This is a genomic window from Streptomyces sp. HUAS 15-9 (assembly GCF_025642155.1).
GTDB lineage: Bacteria > Actinomycetota > Actinomycetes > Streptomycetales > Streptomycetaceae > Streptomyces.
In genome coordinates this window covers 645,867-662,056 of the sequence record NZ_CP106798.1, presented here as the reverse complement: position 1 = coordinate 662,056, position 16,190 = coordinate 645,867, and the positions used below count along the sequence as shown (strand labels likewise).

The 16,190-nt window shown below is 69.5% G+C and carries 14 protein-coding genes; 7 read left to right on the top strand and 7 right to left on the bottom strand.

Annotation, left to right across the window (positions count from 1 at the left end; translation table 11 throughout):
- Window positions 1–169 precede the first annotated feature (169 nt).
- On the bottom strand, window positions 170–832 hold the full coding sequence (locus N8I87_RS02950; RefSeq protein ID WP_263205148.1) for a BlaI/MecI/CopY family transcriptional regulator: 663 nt from the start codon (window positions 830–832) through the stop codon (window positions 170–172).
- A gap of 841 nt (window positions 833–1,673) precedes the next feature.
- Between N8I87_RS02950 and N8I87_RS02940 the strand changes: the two genes are divergently transcribed.
- A complete protein-coding gene (locus N8I87_RS02940; RefSeq protein ID WP_263205145.1) occupies window positions 1,674–2,681 on the top strand; it encodes a phosphotransferase in 1,008 nt (335 codons plus the stop codon).
- Between the two features lie 35 nt (window positions 2,682–2,716).
- On the opposite strand, the gene N8I87_RS02935 is transcribed toward N8I87_RS02940, so the two are convergent.
- Together N8I87_RS02935 and N8I87_RS02930 are read right to left on the bottom strand one after the other, a co-directional pair.
- Entirely contained in the window at window positions 2,717–4,267 is a 1,551-nt protein-coding gene (locus N8I87_RS02935) for a N,N-dimethylformamidase beta subunit family domain-containing protein (protein ID WP_411577187.1), read from the bottom strand.
- A gap of 151 nt (window positions 4,268–4,418) precedes the next feature.
- A complete protein-coding gene (locus N8I87_RS02930; protein WP_263216285.1) occupies window positions 4,419–5,645 on the bottom strand; it encodes an esterase/lipase family protein in 1,227 nt (408 codons plus the stop codon).
- Window positions 5,646–6,241: 596 nt separating this feature from the next.
- On the opposite strand from N8I87_RS02930, the gene N8I87_RS02920 reads away from it, so the two are divergent.
- A complete protein-coding gene (locus tag N8I87_RS02920) occupies window positions 6,242–6,781 on the top strand; it encodes a CYTH domain-containing protein (RefSeq protein WP_263205143.1) in 540 nt (179 codons plus the stop codon).
- Window positions 6,782–6,845: 64 nt separating this feature from the next.
- Here the strand turns inward: N8I87_RS02920 and N8I87_RS02915 are convergent, their stop codons facing one another.
- Window positions 6,846–7,337, bottom strand: coding sequence for a peptidylprolyl isomerase (locus N8I87_RS02915; protein ID WP_263205142.1), 492 nt, complete (start codon window positions 7,335–7,337; stop codon window positions 6,846–6,848).
- Between the two features lie 204 nt (window positions 7,338–7,541).
- On the opposite strand from N8I87_RS02915, the gene N8I87_RS02910 reads away from it, so the two are divergent.
- Entirely contained in the window at window positions 7,542–8,633 is a 1,092-nt protein-coding gene (locus tag N8I87_RS02910) for an acyltransferase family protein (protein WP_411577186.1), read from the top strand.
- Window positions 8,634–8,643: 10 nt separating this feature from the next.
- Here N8I87_RS02910 and N8I87_RS02905 read toward each other — a convergent pair whose 3' ends face one another.
- Window positions 8,644–9,072: a TSUP family transporter gene (locus N8I87_RS02905; RefSeq protein WP_263205140.1), complete on the bottom strand. Its 429-nt coding sequence runs from the start codon at window positions 9,070–9,072 to the stop codon at window positions 8,644–8,646.
- Window positions 9,069–9,548 carry a sulfite exporter TauE/SafE family protein gene (locus N8I87_RS02900; RefSeq protein ID WP_263205139.1) on the bottom strand — a complete coding sequence of 160 codons (480 nt, stop codon included), beginning with the start codon at window positions 9,546–9,548 and terminating at the stop codon, window positions 9,069–9,071. The genes N8I87_RS02905 and N8I87_RS02900 overlap by 4 nt, the downstream gene beginning before the upstream one ends.
- Window positions 9,549–9,734: 186 nt before the next feature.
- Between N8I87_RS02900 and N8I87_RS02895 the strand changes: the two genes are divergently transcribed.
- From N8I87_RS02895 to N8I87_RS02880, 4 genes are all read left to right on the top strand, one after another.
- Window positions 9,735–10,649: a cyclase family protein gene (locus N8I87_RS02895; RefSeq protein WP_263205138.1), complete on the top strand. Its 915-nt coding sequence runs from the start codon at window positions 9,735–9,737 to the stop codon at window positions 10,647–10,649.
- A 189-nt stretch (window positions 10,650–10,838) separates the two neighbouring features.
- Complete coding sequence (locus N8I87_RS02890; RefSeq protein ID WP_263205137.1) at window positions 10,839–11,678, top strand: SDR family oxidoreductase; 840 nt, start codon at window positions 10,839–10,841, stop codon at window positions 11,676–11,678.
- Window positions 11,679–11,725: 47 nt separating this feature from the next.
- Window positions 11,726–13,189, top strand: coding sequence for a cytochrome ubiquinol oxidase subunit I (locus N8I87_RS02885; protein ID WP_263205136.1), 1,464 nt, complete (start codon window positions 11,726–11,728; stop codon window positions 13,187–13,189).
- Complete coding sequence (locus tag N8I87_RS02880; protein WP_263205134.1) at window positions 13,186–14,229, top strand: cytochrome d ubiquinol oxidase subunit II; 1,044 nt, start codon at window positions 13,186–13,188, stop codon at window positions 14,227–14,229. The genes N8I87_RS02885 and N8I87_RS02880 overlap by 4 nt, the downstream gene beginning before the upstream one ends.
- Before the next feature lie 26 nt (window positions 14,230–14,255).
- Here N8I87_RS02880 and N8I87_RS02875 read toward each other — a convergent pair whose 3' ends face one another.
- Window positions 14,256–16,091, bottom strand: a complete 1,836-nt coding sequence (locus tag N8I87_RS02875) for a glycoside hydrolase family 15 protein (protein ID WP_263205133.1) — start codon at window positions 16,089–16,091, stop codon at window positions 14,256–14,258.
- Between the last annotated feature and the right edge of the window lie 99 nt (window positions 16,092–16,190).

Genomic DNA, 16,190 nt, shown 5'->3' with positions numbered 1-16,190 from the left:
GGTGCAATCGGGAATCGCGCTTCTTTCCCTACTCATACCGGAATGCAGGGATGCATGGATGGGGCGTCTTGTGCGCAGGCGGGAAGGGGCGAACGTACGACCGTACGACGGTACGTTCGCCCTCTTCCCCCACTGCGTCCGACCCTGTATCGGCCGCCCTGCCGTCGGCTCAGCTCTCGATGGCCTCGGAAGGCTTCTCGGCCTCCGAAGCCGGGCTCTTCTCCGACGCTTCGCTCGCCGTGTAGAAGACCGACGTGCCCTGCTTGGAGCGCTGGGCGTGGTTCTTGGCCACCAGACCCTCCAGCGTCGTCCGCACGACGGTGGTCTTGATGCTCCGCTCGGGATGTGCCTGATCCAGTGCGGTGGTGACTTCCGCGGCGGAGCGGGGCTCGCTCTGCTCGGAGAGGTGGCGGCGGACCAACTCGACCAGGGTCGCCTTGGCCGACTGCGCGGGCGCGGCCGCCTTGGCGGCCGGCTTCTTCTTGTCGGCCTGCTTCCGGGGTGCTGTGCGACCCGCCGCACCGGGGGACTTGCGCGCCCGCGCCGGCTTGCTCGGCGCGGACTCGGCAGCGGACTTCTGCCGGGGAGAAGGCACAACGGCACTGTCGGGCGCCGTGTCGGTCACCGTCGGAGCGGCGGCCTCGACACCGAGCGCCTGGTGCATGCTCGCCAGCACCGTGTGGTCGTGCTGCAGAACTGCCAACTGCTCCTGAAGCGCGGCGATTTCCGTGCCGATGCGCTCCTGCTCCTTCATGTTGCGCTCGAGGTCACCTGTGACCTGCGCAATGTACTGCGACGCCAGCTCGGTGACGGGGACCGTACTCTCGGACATGCTGTTCACCCTTCTTCGGTTCCCGGTTGTGTACCAGGACCTACCGCGGCGGCCGCCGGACGTGAAGGCACTGCCTCGGCTGGTGCTCCCGGGTGCCGGGCCGCATCTGTGGTCAGACACCCTGCCTTGAGACATGGTACGGAGCAAGTTGTTGCTCCCGTGATCCTTCCTGACTCAATCGGTGGCACAGCACCGAACATGCCATCGCTGCATGCGTTGCCTCTGCGACCATGTTGCCAACTCAACTTGTTTGAAAGCTAGTTGTCCGCGAGTTGCGCCGAAAGCCCCTGTCGGACTCCCAGGTCGGCCGATTCAGACGACAGAGGCTCTCAACGGATCGGTGGGAACAATTGCTGCCTGGTCGAAGAGTTGCTCCAACGCCTCATGCCCATGGCACCTGTGGAACTCGGCTTCGGAGGCCGTTGTCGGAAGGGCCCACAGGACGCGGGCATGTCCCTTCGGGCGGTCATGACGAACTCGAGCCCGTGCGTGTCCATGTTCACCGCTGCCCAGCATCCGGCAGTCACATAGGTCCACCCGCCACCGCGGGGACCGGGCCCCACGACCAGAACACGCAGGTCAGGCACCGCCATTCGCCGATCGGACCCGAGGTCGCAGTGAACGACCTCCACACCATGCCCCTCGAAGAACACCCGCACATGTGACTCAACCGCCTCGACGGCCCGCCTACTCACATCACTCACCGCGCGATCATGCCAGACCGTGTCCCTCGGGGATCTCCCGGTCGGGCCGCTGAACCACGGTGCGGGCGAGTTCGCGCAAGGGCTTCGTGAGGAGAAATGCGGTGGTCACGGGTTGCGGGTGATGCTGAGATGGCGCGATGCGACATGAGTCATCAGTGGTCGTGGACCGGGGCCAGTACCAGGACGCGGTGACACCCTGGGAAGAGGAGTCCTGGCGGGACGCGGCCCTCGGCTGGGTGGAGAGCGAGTCGGCCGCACGCGGCCTGCGTGTGACCGGCGACTGGAGGGTGCGGCTGCGGCCCTGGTCCGTCCTGGTGCGGGTATCCGTCCAGGGGCGTGACGCCGTCTGGTTCAAGGCGAACCCGTCGGCCAGCGCCTTCGAGGGCCCGCTCACAGCGGCGTTGGCGCGATGGGTCCCGGAACATGTACTGGAACCGCTCGCCGTCGACGCCGCTCGCGGATGGTCACTGCTGCCCGACGGAGGCGAGCTCTTCAGGAGCGTCCTCGAGCGGGAGCCGGTCAAGCCCAGCACCTGGGAAGCGCTCCTCGGCCAGTACGCGGACATGCAGCACGCCCTGATCCCCCACACGCAGGAGATCGAACAACTGGGTGTTCCCAGCGCACGTACCGCCGCCCTGCCCGATGTCTTCGACCAACTGGTCGCGGAGAACTCAACACTGCGGCCGGACGACCGCAGAAGACTCGATGACCTCAGGCCGCGCCTGGCGGACTGGTGCACGGAGCTGGCGGCCCTCGGCATCGAGGACTCCCTGGACCACTCCGACCTGCACGACGGCCAGCTGTTCCACCCACGACCGGACCGCTTCACCTTCTTCGACTGGGGCGACGCCGCCGTCTCCCATCCCTTCTGCAGCCTGCTGGTCCCTGCCCGGACGGCCTGCGAGCGATACGGGCACGATGTACTGCCGCGCCTGCGAGACGCCTATCTGGAACCGTGGACGGGCACCGGCCGAACGACCGCGGACCTACGCCGTGCGGTGAGCCTCGCCTGGCGGCTCGGTGCACTCGGCCGGGCCTGCTCCTGGGGCCGCCTGTTTCCCGCCGCGTCGGACGCCTCAGACGCCCTCGGAGCCGAGGAATGCGTCCGCTGGCTGCTGGAGCTGTCCAACGACCCGCCGATCTAGCAGGCGCATATAGAGGTGACCATCCGTGGACATCATCAAATCGCGTACAGATCAGCCGCGTTGGGACTGGGCGCCGGACGGTGTCGGGCGGCAGGACCCTCGGCGAAGGCGCGTAGGAGATTCTCCGTCGTGCGGGCGACGAAGGTCCGGGTGCGGGCGTCGATGCCATGGTCGTGGCCGAGTTCACCGGTGCCCGCCACCAGTGCCTCCACCCAGCGCATGGTGCCGGACGCGAACACACCCGCTCCGCTGGGGACGGTGTAGTACGCCGAGTCACTGTGGCTCGGGCGGCCCGCGCACACGAGCGGAGAGTGGGCGGTGATCTCCAGAAGCCACGGAGTGCCGACGCCGGGTACGACTCGGTCGTACTCGACGCCCACCAGGTGCGGAAAGGCGTCACCGGCGCGCACTCCCGTGCCCTCGTGGAGCCAGTGACCGGCGGAGTGGACGACATAGGGCGCGTCCACCGGATAGCCCTCGTAGAGCACTCCGGTGAGGGATGATTCGGGATCCGGGGCCGGCACGGTACGGAAGTCCGTGGTGACGAGGGCCGGTTGCGCGGGATAGCAGGGGTCGGCACGGTAGGCGGACTTGTAGCAGACCACCGTGCGGTCGTCCGCGCCCTGGCCGGGCTCGAGGCGGATCCTTCGGAAACATGTGTTGGCACCGAGGAACGCGACATTGGTGCCCGCGTCACGTGCCCGTGTGACATGTGCGCGCTGCTGGGGTGTCCAGTACTCGTCGTGCCCGAGGCATACGACGGCGGCGGCGCCGTCCAGCACCGCCGGATCGGCATGGATGTCGAGGCCGGTGCTGTAGGCGAGCGGTATGCCCAGCCGCTCCGCCAGCACGACCGCGGCCCACTCGTACACGCGGAACTTCTCGGCCCCGTCCATGTCGTAGGGCCGGTCGAAGCTCACCGCCAGGGACCGGGTCTCGTACGACCCCGTCGTACCGGCATAGAGACTTGACCCGCCCCACCGGTTGTAGGCCTGCCAGGTGGCCGGGGCGTGCAGCAGTACCGTGCGCCCCGTTCCCCGTACCGAGCGCACGATCAGAGGCACATAGCGCTGGTGCCCGGTGGCCGCCTCCAGCCGGAGCACATACGCGCCCTCCGGCCAACTCGCGGTGTCGAGGGCCAGGGTGCGCCGCCAGTTCGCGTACACCGTGCGGGTCTCGGGCGCGATCCGCGGGGCCTGCTGGACGCGGCCGCGTATCGGGGGCGAGGTCCACACACGCCGGGCCAGCGCACCGCCGTACCAGCCCACGCGGAACGCCGACACCCGGAATGAGGCCGCCGTCGTCGACACGAACAGCCCGAACTCCTGCCCCGGTGTCACACTCACCCGATCGGCGTACCCCGCTATCGCGTCGGGTGGGCCCAGGGACGCGATCCGCCAATCGGGGGTACCGCGGGCGTCTCGTTCCGCCTCCGGCAGGTGGACGTCGCCGGCGCCGTGTGGGCGACGGCCGGGCACATGGTCGCAGGCGGCCGCGCCGAGGCCCATGCCCGCGCACAGACACAGGAGCCGTCGGCGCGATATGCCGGGCTCGGCGCCGTGTGCCGGGTTCTGTGCTGGAGCCACGCCGCCTCCTCAGCCACCCCCAAACCGCCGCTCCCAGCGTTGCGACAGCTGTGCACCCCCGCAACCGGGGGCGAGGGAAGCGGTGCTGCCGTGAGACGGAGCGCTTCCCGGGGCGGGCCGGACGGCCGGTCCGACCGGCCCGCGCGGGGGTTCAGTCGGGCAGCCGGTCCAGCAGCCACCCGCACAGTTCCTCGGTGATGGCGGTGTGCGCCGTCGTCGTCGAGGAGCAGATGAAGTCGTCGACCTCGCTCTCCGACGGGTCAAGGCTGTCGATGTCCGCGTACAGGTCCTTCTGCTGGTCGATGTCGCGGATCGCGACCGCGCTGACGGAGGGCACGAAGCAGATCTCCTCGTGGCGCCGATCGACCTGGGCGCCGAACTTCTTCAGCATGTCGGCGAGGATCCCGTAGGAGCGGAGGGTGCCGCCGGGGGCTCCGTCCAACTCGGGGAAGCCGCTCGTCTTCACTGCTTTCTCGGCAGGGGGGAACCGCCGCTTCAGCTCGGCGACGACGACGTCCTTGCCCTGCGCCTGGCTGTAGAAGGTGGTGCCGGGGTAGATCCTGTCGACCTTGAGCGCGGTCTCGCCCGGCGGGATCGCCGGGCCCGTGCCGTCGCCGCGGCCGTTGGCGAGCGCGAGGACACGGGGGATGCGCGGCCAGTTGCCGAACCCCTCCAGCATCCTGAGGAATTCCTTGCGCTCCGGCGCGATCCCGCTCTGGCCGGTCATCGGGTCGTAGTGCCGCCAGAGCATCTGCCGGGCGGCCGGGCTGTTCATCTGCCGGGCGAAGTCGTTGGGGACCGGGATGAAGTGCGAGAACGCCTGGAGGCCGATCGGCACGACGCCGCCGCGGTGCGGGCTGTCGTACGAGAAGTACATCCGGGTGCGATGGTCCATGCGCTGCCTCTCGAGCTTGGCGAGCGCGAAGCGGGTGATCAGGCCGCCCATGCTGAACCCGCCCACCGTCAGCGACGCGTCGCCCAGTTGCTCGGCCTGGGTCCGCAGGATCGCGGCGATCGCGGTCTCGGCGTTGGTCATGATCGAGGCGGTGCGCTCGTCGAAGCCCACGAGAATGACGTCATGGCCGCGGCGGCGCAGCTCGCTCAGGAAGGGATGGTCACGGTCGAGGCCGGCGTACAGCCACTTCAGGTCGCTCCTGCCGAGGTTGAACCCGTCGGCCATGATCACCGGTCGTGTGACGGCGCGGTTGCGCTCGCCGTAGAAGACGTGCGCGAAGCCGTGCGGCAGCTGCCACTGTTCGTCCGGCTCCGGGACCGGATACGGCAGCGGGACCGGCGGCGCGGAGCTCAGCGGATCGGCGAGCGTGAACGCTCCGACGCTCTGCTCCGCCTTCTCGTCCTGTTGGTCGGACACAGCCATCTCCTTCCGAATTCGTGCATGGCGCAGCAGCCCGTCGGAAGGGGCTGGATGACTGCGGAGGCGCGAAGACCGAACATCATCAGCACATCGGCCACAGGCCCGGCCATGCGCCGCTCGGATCCTCATTCGAATGGAGGCAACGGGGAGACAGGCGCTCGGCTCCTGCACCATCACCCGCTTGATACCGATCAGCACCCGGTAGCGTGGCCGCGCGGCGAACTCCGTCATCTCCCAGACTGCCGGGCGACCTACCTCCGCACACAGGTGCAGCACCCGTCCCTCGCCCACCCAGAGCCCTACGTGGGCGCCGTAGGCGTCGTCGGTGGCGTTGAACAACAGCAGATCGAGCGGCTGTGCAACCGACACCCGCACCGTGGCTTGCGTATCGGCCCACAGCTCACTCGATCGCAGAGCCGGGGGAGCGAAACCGAAGTGCCGCAGAACCTCGTACGCGAACAGTTGGCAGTTGGCGCCCGTCGTCAACCCGGGACGAGCAGCCACCGAAGCAGAACCCGGAAAGCGGGAACCGCGGTAGGGCACGGTCCAGAAGACAGCGGGGAGTTGGTCGAGCAGTGGGTCCATCAACACATCATGGAATGGTTCGCGCCGGTAAGTACGCGCGGGTCGAGAGGGAGCGACGGTTTCTGCTGGCCGGTCCGCCGGACGCGGCAGCGGTGACGGTCACCCGCGTGATCAGCGACCGGTATCTGGAGGGCACGCGGTTGAGATTGCGGCGCGCCGAATTCGCCGACGGCCGCTGCGAGATCAAGCTCACTCAGAAGGTCCCGGTCTCCCGGCCGGGCGCGGTCCAGGGCCTGATCACCCATATGTATCTGACACCGGCCGAATACGACGTGCTCTCCCCCCTGCCCGCCCGGGTCCTGTCCAAGTCCCGTCTCAGCGTGCCCCCCTTGGGCATCGACGTCTTCGACGGCGACCTCCGGGGTTTGGTGCTCGCCGAGGCCGAGTTCGGCAGTGACGAGGACGCACTCCGCTTCGTGCCGCCGGACACGTGCCGGGTGGAGGTGACCGACGACGACCGCTTCACCGGCGGGCGCCTCGTGCGGGCCTCACGCCAGGAGCTGCTCGGATGGCTCGCGGAGTACGGGCTTCAGCCCGAAGACACCCAACCGTAAAGGCGTGTAGGTCCCCTCCGCGACGGGCGGCGCCGTGTGTGGCGCCGCCCTTCGCCGTGGGTGGTCAGACCGTGCCGCTGGCCGCGATCTTGACCGAAGCCTTCGGGCGGCCGCTCTGGCTGCCGAGCTTCTCGATCCGGTCGACGATGTCCGTGCCCTCGACGACCTCGCCGAAGACCACGTGCTTGCCGTCCAGCCAGCTCGTCACGACCGTGGTGATGAAGAACTGCGAGCCGTTGGTGTTCGGGCCCGCGTTCGCCATGCTCAGCAGGTACGGGCGGTCGTGCTTGAGGGTGAAGTTCTCGTCCGCGAACTTCTCACCGTAGATGCTCTTGCCGCCGGTGCCGTTGCCCGCGGTGAAGTCGCCGCCCTGCAGCATGAACTCGGGGATGACCCGGTGGAAACCGGAACCGGCGTAGCCGAAGCCGTGCTGACCCGTGGCCAGCTCCCGGAAGTTCTTGGTGGTCCGGGGCACCACTTCGTCGAAGAGGTTGAACACGATCCGGCCGGCCGGCTGGTCGTCGATGGTGATGTCGAAGTACACGTTGTCGCTCATGGAGATCAACATATCGCCAAGCCGTGAACCCGTCCGCACAGGCTCGGCGTGTGGCCCGGGTCACGGTCGTGGCGGCCGATGTTTACGCGGCGTCCTACGGGTGAGTCGCGCCTGAAGAACTTCGCCAACGCGAGTTTCGCCACCGCCGCCGGCAACTGCGTAATGAGGTGTTCTGGTCTGTCCGGGTACCGCCAGGAAGGAACCGTGAACGAGGCGCTGCCGTCACGCAGTGCCGGGGAGGCACGGGTCCCGTCGCCCGGACCCACGCGCGACGCGTTCTTCGACAATGCGAAATACCTCGCGATCGTGCTGGTGGCGATGGGCCACGCCTGGGAGCCGCTGCGCGACGGCAGCCGGACCGCCGGCGCGCTCTACATGTTCGTCTACGCCTTCCACATGCCGGCGTTCATCGTCATCTCCGGTTACTTCTCGCGCGGCTTCGACGCGAGCCCCGCGCGGATCAAGCGCCTGATCACCGGCGTTGCCGTCCCGTACGTGGTCTTCGAGACGGCGTACACCTGCTTCACACGGTGGACCGACGGCGCCCCCGACCGCGAGATCAGTCTGCTGGACCCCTTGTATCTGACGTGGTTCCTGGCCGCGCTGTTCATCTGGCGGCTGACCACACCGATCTGGAAGCTCGTGCGGTGGCCGCTGCCCCTCGCGCTCGTCCTCGCCATGCTGGGCACCCTCGCGCCGTCCATCGGCAACGACCTCGACCTCCAGCGTGTCCTGCAGTTCCTGCCGTACTTCGTCCTGGGCCTGTGCCTGAAGGCCGAGCACTTCCGGCTCGTGCGCCGTTGGTCGGTGCGCATCGTGGCCGTACCCGTCCTCACCTGCGCGCTCGCCGTGTCGTACTGGCTGGTGCCGCGGATGACCCAGGCCTGGTTCTACCACCGGGACAGCGCGGCGGAACTCGCGGCGCCCGACTGGTACGGGCCCGTCATGACACTGGCCTCCTTCGGCTGTTCCGTGGTCCTCGTGGCCTGCTTCCTGGCATGGGTGCCGGGGCGCCGCATGTGGTTCACCGCGCTCGGCACGGGAACGCTCTGCGGCTATCTGCTGCACGGGTTCCTCGCTCAGGGATCGAAGTTCTGGGGCTGGTACGACCCGGCGTGGGTGCACCGGCCGCTGGGTGAGGTCATGGTCACCGTCGTGGCCGGGGCGGTGGTGACCGTCCTGTGCACACCGCCCGTGCGGCGCGTGTTCCGGTTCACGATGGAGCCGGAGCTGGAATCGGTGTTCAGGCGCGAGGCCACGGGGGCGGCCCGAGTCCCCGGTGTGGCGGTCCGTTGACGGTTCCTGTTCACACGGCGGCTCGCTCGGTCTGCCGTTCCTCGGTCGTGCTTGTCGTGCATGCCGGCGTGCCACGCATCGTTGCGAAGGCGCCGAGGGCCGTCATGGCGAGGCAGGCGAGCACGATGACGGTGGACGACGCCCGCAGTATCGCCAGCCCGGATCCGGTCAGCAGCACCACCGGGGCCCGGCGCACCGCCGAGCCGGTGACCCGGCTCGATACGAGGGCGCCCAGGACCACACCTGGAATCGCGCCGATCAGGAGGGTCGCCGCGAGCCCGAGGTCCGCGTCCCCGGCCAGCAGGTGTCCGAGGGCCGCGGCGGCGACCATGGGGACGGCCTGCACCAGGTCCGTGCCCACGAGGTGGTTGGCCTTGAGGCGGGGGTGGGCCAGCATCAGCATCACGATGATCAGGGAGCCCGAGCCGACCGAGGTCATCCCCACGATGAGCCGCCCACGACGCCGATCAGGAGGGTTGCCACGGGTCGTACCGGTGCGTGGGCGTCCTCGATCTCCGTGGCTGCGCGGCGGCGGTCCAGCCAGATCCGGACGAGCATGCCGGCGACGGCGAGCATGAGCGCCGTACCGACGACGTACTCGACGCGTTGCTGGAGCACGTCACCGTCGCCGAGCGCCCGCAGCAGGAAGACACCGCCGAACGCGGCCGGTACGGCGCTCGGCAGCAGCCGGCGCACGATGTCCCAGCGGACCGTGCCGGCCCGCTGGTGCACCAGGGCGCCGAACGGCTTCATGAACACCGACGCGGCCAGGTCGCTGCCGATGGCCGCGGTGGGGTTCACCCCGAACAGCATGACCATGAGCGGTGTCATGAGGGCGCCGCCGCCCATACCGGTGAGTCCCACCGCGAAGCCCACCAGGGCACCCGCGAGGATGATCGGGCCGTTGAGATCCATGCCGCGGACCGTACGCAGTTTTCCTGTGGGAATCGTATGGAATGAGGTCCGGGCTGCGACCGCGCAAGCAGCGTGCTGCAATGGGCCGGGGTGCCATGGGCGGATCGGCCGCCATCCGACAGCGAGGAGGGCAGTATGCCTCCCTGTGCCGCCTCCGCCGCCTCCGGGGTCCCGTCCGCTCCACACATGAGTGAAGCGGCGTTCCGGGCGCTGTACGAGCGGTTGAGCGCCGACACACGGCTCGTCAGCGGCCCGCCGGGCGGGTCCCTGCGGCATCTGACGCCCGAGCGCGTGCGGGCGGCGGCGGCCGAGGTCCGTTCGGGGCGCACGGTGTCGCTCGCCGCCCCCATGGAGACACACCGCGGACCGGACAGCCCCGAGCCCGCGGACCACCGTATGACCGGGCCGGCCGCCGGCGACCTCGACGCGCCCGGCCTGCACTTCGCCCGCGACCGGCTGGCGATGAACGTCCACGGAGACGCGGACAGCCATCTGGACGCGCTGTGCCATGTGATCGTCGACGGTGAACTCTTCGGCGGGGTCTCGGCCCACACCCTGACTCCGGACGGGGCCGGCGCGCTGTCCGTGGATCTCGTCCGCAACGGCATCGTCGGGCGGGGTGTGCTCCTGGACGTGCCCAGGCTGCGCAAAGTCCCCTGGCTGGAACCCGGCGACCACGTGACGCGGGAGGACCTGACCGCTGCCGAGGAGGCACAGGGCGTCCGGGTCGGGCCGGGAGACCTGCTGTTCGTCCGGGTCGGTCACCGGCTCAGACGGCTGGAGCTGGGGGCGTGGAACGTGACCGAGGCACGCGCGGGTCTCCATCCGACGGCCGTACGGTTCCTGGCCGACCGCGAGGTCGCGGTGCTGGGCGGGGACGGGAACAACGACACCGCCCCCAGCGCCGTCGACGGGATCGCTTTTCCCGTGCACGTACTGGCGATCCACGCGCTGGGGATCTATCTGATGGACTACCTCCAGTTCGAGGAGTTGGCCCCGGCCTGTGAGAGCGCCGGCCGCTGGTCCTTCCTCTGCGCGATCGCTCCCTTGCGGCTGCCCGGGGGCACGGGTTCCCCGGTGAATCCGATCGCCGTCCTGTGACCCGGACCGGCGCGCGGGCGAGCGCCGACGCGCGGCAGGGGTCCGGGTGGGCGAAGATGATCAGCCGGGCGGCGTAACAGCAAGGCGTCACGCGCGCCGCTCGGCCGCGACGGTGATTCCGTGTCCTTCGACCTGCGCGGGCGGTGGTACTGCCGACCCGGGGTCACGCAGCGAAGGAGGCTGTCGATCGTGAGTTCCACCGAGGGCACGTCGCGGAGCGTGATCCCCGCCAATCTGCTCAAGGGCCAGAAGGCGCTGGTCACAGGTGCCAACTCGGGCATCGGCAAGGCGACCGCCATCGGACTGGGCCGGGCCGGATGCGATGTCGTCGTCAACTACGTGGCCGGCCGCGAGGATGCCGAGCAGGTTGTCGACGAGATCAGGGCGATGGGTGTGAAGGCGGCCGCCTACGAGGCGGACGTGTCCCAGGAGGACCAGGTCGTCGCCATGACGGACCGCATGGTCGAGGAGTTCGGGACCATCGACATCCTCGTCGCCAACGCCGGGCTGCAACGGGACGCCCCGATCACGGAGATGACCCTCGCCCAGTGGCGGAAGGTCCTGGACGTCAATCTCACCGGGCAGTTCCTGTGCGCCCGCGAGGCGACCAAGGAGTTCCTGCGCCGCGGTGTGGTCCCCGAGGTGTCGCGCTCGGCGGGCAAGATCATCTGTATGAGCTCGGTGCACCAGATCATTCCGTGGGCCGGGCACGTCAACTACGCCAGCTCCAAGGGCGGCGTACTGATGATGATGCAGACCCTGGCCCAGGAACTCGCGCCGAAGAAGATCCGCGTCAACGCGATCGCGCCCGGGGCCATCAAGACACCGATCAACCGCCAGGCCTGGGAGACTCCGGAGGCCGAACGCGACCTCCTGCAGCTCATCCCCTACGACCGTGTCGGTGAGCCCGAGGACATCGCCCATGCCGCCGTCGGCCTCGCCTCCGACCTCATGGACTACGTCGTGGGAGCCACTCTCTACGTGGACGGCGGCATGACCCTCTTCCCGGGCTTCGCCACCGGCGGCTGACCGACCCCCACCTCCCTGCCGGCCCCCGGGGGACACCTGTGCACATCATGATTCACCTGCTGGCGGACCCGCCACCCCAGATGCTGCCGGCCAGATCGCAGATGGCGTTCACGCTCGCCGCGCACATCATCCTGGTGCCCCTGGGCGTGGCGCTGCCGCTCATCACCCTCATCATGCACGGCTACGGCCTGCGCCGTGACGACCCCACCGCTCTGCTGCTGGCCCGGCGCTGGTCGGCGGTCATGGCGGTGCAGTTCGCCATCGGTATCGTCACCGGGACCGTGCTGTCCTTCGAGTTCGGGCTGCTGTGGCCGGGCATGATGGGCCGGTGGGGCGATGTCTTCGGCCTCGGGTTCGGCATCGAGGCCTGGGCCTTCTTCCTCGAGGCCGTCCTCATCGCCATCTACCTCTACGGCTGGCGCAGGCTTCCCGCCCGCACCCACTTCCTGCTCGCACTGCCCCTGCCGGCCGCCGCCCTGCTCGGTGCCTTCGGCATTCTGGCGGCCAACTCCTGGATGAACACACCGCGGGGCTTCGTCCTCGACTCCGCGGGCAATCCCACCGGCGTGGACATCCGCAAGGCCGTCTTCACACCCATCTTCGGACCGGAGTACTGGCACTTCGTGGTCGCCATGCTGATGACCGCGGGCTATGTCGTGGCGGGCGTCTACGCCACCGGCTGGCTGCGCGGGCGCCGCGACCGATACCACCGGCTCGGATTCACCATCCCCTTCACCCTCGCCGCGGTGTGCACACCGGTCCAGTTCATGCTGGGCGACTCCATCGCCCGGCAGGTCTTCCACAAGCAGCCGGTGAAGTTCGCCGCGATGGAGATCGTCTGGAAGACCGACACGCATGTGCCGGAGTACCTGTTCGGCCGGCTGCACCCCGACGGCACCATCTCCGGCGGCATCAAAGTTCCCCAACTCGACTCCATCCTCGCCGGCTTCCGCCCGGACACCCAGGTGACCGGACTGACCTCGGTGCCGGCCGATGCCCGGCCCACCGCCGCCCAGGCCACCATCACGCACTTCGCCTTCGACACCATGGTCGGCATCGGCTCCCTGCTGCTTCTGCTCGCGCTCTGGTACGGCCTGGTGTGGCTGCGCCGCCGCCGGCTGCCCGCCTCCGTCTGGTTCTACCGGGCCGCGGCATGCGCGGGCGTGGCCTCCGTCGTCGCGGTGGAGTGCGGCTGGGTCACCACCGAGGTGGGCCGCCAGCCGTGGATCGTCTACCAGTACATGCGGGTCGCCGACGCGGTCACGGCGACGCGTGCCCCCGCGCTGTGGACCATGTTCGGCCTGGTCATCCTCGTCTATGTGTTCGTGTTCGGCTCCTTCCTCGTCGTACTGCTCAAGATGCGCACCCGCTGGCGGCTCGCCGACGCTTCGGACACGGCGGGGCGGGGCGCACCGGAGACGGACAACCCCTACGGGCCCCGCTCCGCCCTCGTGGGCAGCGGCCCCGCACCGGGGCCGGGAGCGTCCGCCGGCTCGGAGGACCGGTCATGACCGCCGCCGGTGTGGTCGCTCTGGTCCTGCTGCTCGGGATCGCCGCCTACGCCTGCGCCGGCGGCACCGACTACGGGGCCGGCTTCTGGGATCTGACCGCGGGCGGAGCCGAGCGAGGCAGACGCCCCCGGTGGCTGATCGACCACGCCATGGCGCCCGTGTGGGAGGTCAACAACGTCTGGCTGATCTTCGTCCTGGTCATCATGTGGACCGGTTTCCCGGTCTTCTTCCGTACGGTGTTCGTCGCGATGTGGCTGCCCCTGGCGCTCGCCGTCGTGGGCATCGTGCTGCGCGGCGCGGGCTTCGCCCTGCGCAAGCCGGCCCGACGGCTGGCCGGACGACGCCTGTACGGCGCCGTGTTCGCGATCGCCTCCCTCCTCACGCCGTTCTTCCTGGGCGCCGCCGTGGGCGGGATCGCCTCCGGCCGGGTCTCCCCGGGCACCGCGGCTTCGGTGGCCAACTGGGCCAACCCCACCTCCCTGCTGTTCGGGCTGCTCGCCATCGCCATGACGGCGTTCCTCGGCGCGGCGTTCCTGGCCGGAGACGCCCGCCGCTTCGGCGCACCGGACCTCGATGGCTATTTCCGGCGGCGGGCGCTCTTCGCCCTCGCCGCCGTCGCCGTACTGACGGTGGTCATGCTGTTCGTCACCCATGGCGACGCGCCCCATGTGTGGCACGGCCTCACCCACGGAGTCGGGCTCGCCCTGGTCGTCCTGGCGGCTGTCGCCGCACTCGCAACGGGTTGGTCGCTGCTGGGTACCGCCGAGGCCCGGTGGTCCCGCAGCGCGGCCGTCGTCGCGGTGGCGGCGGGGGTCTTCGCATGGGGCGTGGCGCAGCGGCCGTATCTCATCCCCGTCTCGCTGACCGTCACAGACGGCGCGGGGGCCACGACCACACTGCGCTGGCTGATGCTGGTCACCGTCGTGGCCGTGGTGCTGGTGTTCCCCGCCGTCGCCTGCCTGTACTGGCTGGACACCCATGGCGCTCTCGAACCCCTCACCGACGCCGATCTGCGCGGCCGTGCGGGTGACGACGCCTGACACAGCGGGTCAAGGACCCGCATCGCCTAACGCCGGGCGTTGAGGGCACTGTCGAGGGTGATGGCCGCGTCGATGAATGCCAAGTGCGTGAAGGCCTGGGGGAAGTTGCCCAGTTGGCGGCCGGTCGGGTCGATCTCCTCGGAGTACAGGCCCAGATGGTTGGCGTACCCGAGCATCTTCTCCAGCACCAGCCGGGCGTGGTCCAGGCGGCCAGCGCGCGCCAGCGCGTCGACGTACAGGAACGTGCACAGCGAGAAGGTGCCCTCGGAGCCCCGCAGTCCGTCGGGTGAGGCCTCCGGGTTGTACCGGTAGACCAGACTGTCGCTGACCAGTTCCTGTTCCATCGCGTCCATGGTCGTGGCCCACGCGGGGTCCCCGGGCGTGAGGAAGCCGACGGTCGGCATGCGCAGCAGCGAGGAGTCCAGGACTTCGCTTCCGTAGTGCTGGACGAAGGCCGCCCGCTCGTAGTTCCAGCCCTTCCTCCAGACCTGGTCGTAGATCTGGTCCCGGGCGGTGCTCCAGCGGCCGGTCGCCGCCGGTCTGCCGTTGTCCTGCGCGAGCCGCAGTGCGCGGTCGAACGCGACCCAGGACATCACCCGCCCGTAGGTGAAGTTCTGGCGGCCGCCGCGCGTCTCCCACACGCCCTCTTCGGCCTGGTCCCAGTTGTCGGCGAGCCAGTCGAGGACGGTGCGCATGGAGTTCCAGCCCCGGTGCCCGAGGTGGAAGCCGTGCCGGTGCGCGAAGGAGATGCTGTCCAGCGCCTCCCCGTAGATGTCCAGTTGCAGCTGTGTCGCCGCGCCGTTGCCGATGCGCACCGGGGCGGATCCCGCGTAGCCCTCCCAGTGGTCCAGGATCTCCTCGTCGAGGTCGGCCGAGCCGTCGACCCGGTACATGATGTTCAGCGGTCCGGTGCCGCTGTCGCAGCCCGCCTTGTCCTGGGCCCGGTCGGCCAGCCAGTCGATGAAGGCCCTCGCCTCGTCGACGAACCCCATGCCCAGCAGGGCGTACACGGAGAAGGCGGCGTCCCGGATCCAGGTGAACCGGTAGTCCCAGTTGCGTTCGCCGCCCAACTGCTCCGGCAGCGCGGCCGTGGGCGCGGCCACCAGTCCGCCGCTGGGCGCGTACGTCATCAGTTTCAGCGTCACGGCCGAGCGCTCCAGCATCTCCCGCCACCGGCCGGTGTACCGCGACTGGCTGAGCCATGTCCGCCAGAACCGGATGGTGTTCTCGAAGAGCTGCTGGAACTCCGCCACCCGGATCTCCCGGGGCGGGCCGTCGGCGGCCGACTCGATGATGAAGCCGCGCTGCCGGCCCGCCTGCAGGGTCAGGGACAGGTGCAGGTCGTTCTCCCCGCCGACCGTCGTGGGCAGTCGCGGGTCGTCCGGTTCGCGGACCGTGTGCACGGTCAGCTCCAGACCGTCCGACGCGAAGACCGCCCCGTGGCCGGCGAGTTCGACCTTGTGGGGCCGGCGGCCGTAGTCGAACCGCGGGACGATGTCGACCTCGAAGGTCATGCTGCCGCGCACACAACGCACCATGCGGACCAGGCGGTGACGGGGGGTGACCGTCGTTCCGGTCACCGGCATGAAGTCCACGACCTCGCCCGCGCCCGCCTCGGTCATGAACCGGGTCACCAGCACGGCGGTTTCGGGCAGATACAGCTGCTTGGTGGCGTAGGTGGCGTGCGCGGGACGTACCGTGCAGTGCCCGCCCCTGCGCCTGTCCAGCAGAGCGCCGAACACGCTGGGTGAGTCGATGCGCGGGCAGCAGAACCAGTCGACCGTTCCGTCGGTGGTCACCAGAGCCGCGGTCTGCAGATCCCCGATCAGGCCGTGGTTCTCGATCATCGGGTAGTCGTCCATACGGCGCCCCTTCCGGCATGCGACGGTGCCCGGATGCATGACCCCCACCCGTTCAGGCTAAGCCGGGCGGGCGCTTCGGGCCCGTCGGAGCAGGCGCGC

Bases quoted from the DNA above. Each gene is read 5' to 3' on its own strand.
- N8I87_RS02900 (WP_263205139.1), bottom strand. From the start codon at position 9,548: ATGGATCTCAACGGCCCGATCATCCTCGCGGGTGCCCTGGTGGGCTTC.
- N8I87_RS02920 (WP_263205143.1), top strand. From the start codon at position 6,242: ATGGTTCGCGCCGGTAAGTACGCGCGGGTCGAGAGGGAGCGACGGTTT.
- N8I87_RS02875 (WP_263205133.1), bottom strand. From the start codon at position 16,091: ATGGACGACTACCCGATGATCGAGAACCACGGCCTGATCGGGGATCTG.
- N8I87_RS02950 (WP_263205148.1), bottom strand. From the start codon at position 832: ATGTCCGAGAGTACGGTCCCCGTCACCGAGCTGGCGTCGCAGTACATT.
- N8I87_RS02930 (WP_263216285.1), bottom strand. From the start codon at position 5,645: ATGGCTGTGTCCGACCAACAGGACGAGAAGGCGGAGCAGAGCGTCGGA.
- N8I87_RS02885 (WP_263205136.1), top strand. From the start codon at position 11,726: ATGATTCACCTGCTGGCGGACCCGCCACCCCAGATGCTGCCGGCCAGA.
- N8I87_RS02895 (WP_263205138.1), top strand. From the start codon at position 9,735: ATGAGTGAAGCGGCGTTCCGGGCGCTGTACGAGCGGTTGAGCGCCGAC.
- N8I87_RS02905 (WP_263205140.1), bottom strand. From the start codon at position 9,072: ATGACCTCGGTCGGCTCGGGCTCCCTGATCATCGTGATGCTGATGCTG.
- N8I87_RS02940 (WP_263205145.1), top strand. From the start codon at position 1,674: ATGCGACATGAGTCATCAGTGGTCGTGGACCGGGGCCAGTACCAGGAC.
- N8I87_RS02915 (WP_263205142.1), bottom strand. From the start codon at position 7,337: ATGAGCGACAACGTGTACTTCGACATCACCATCGACGACCAGCCGGCC.
- N8I87_RS02880 (WP_263205134.1), top strand. From the start codon at position 13,186: ATGACCGCCGCCGGTGTGGTCGCTCTGGTCCTGCTGCTCGGGATCGCC.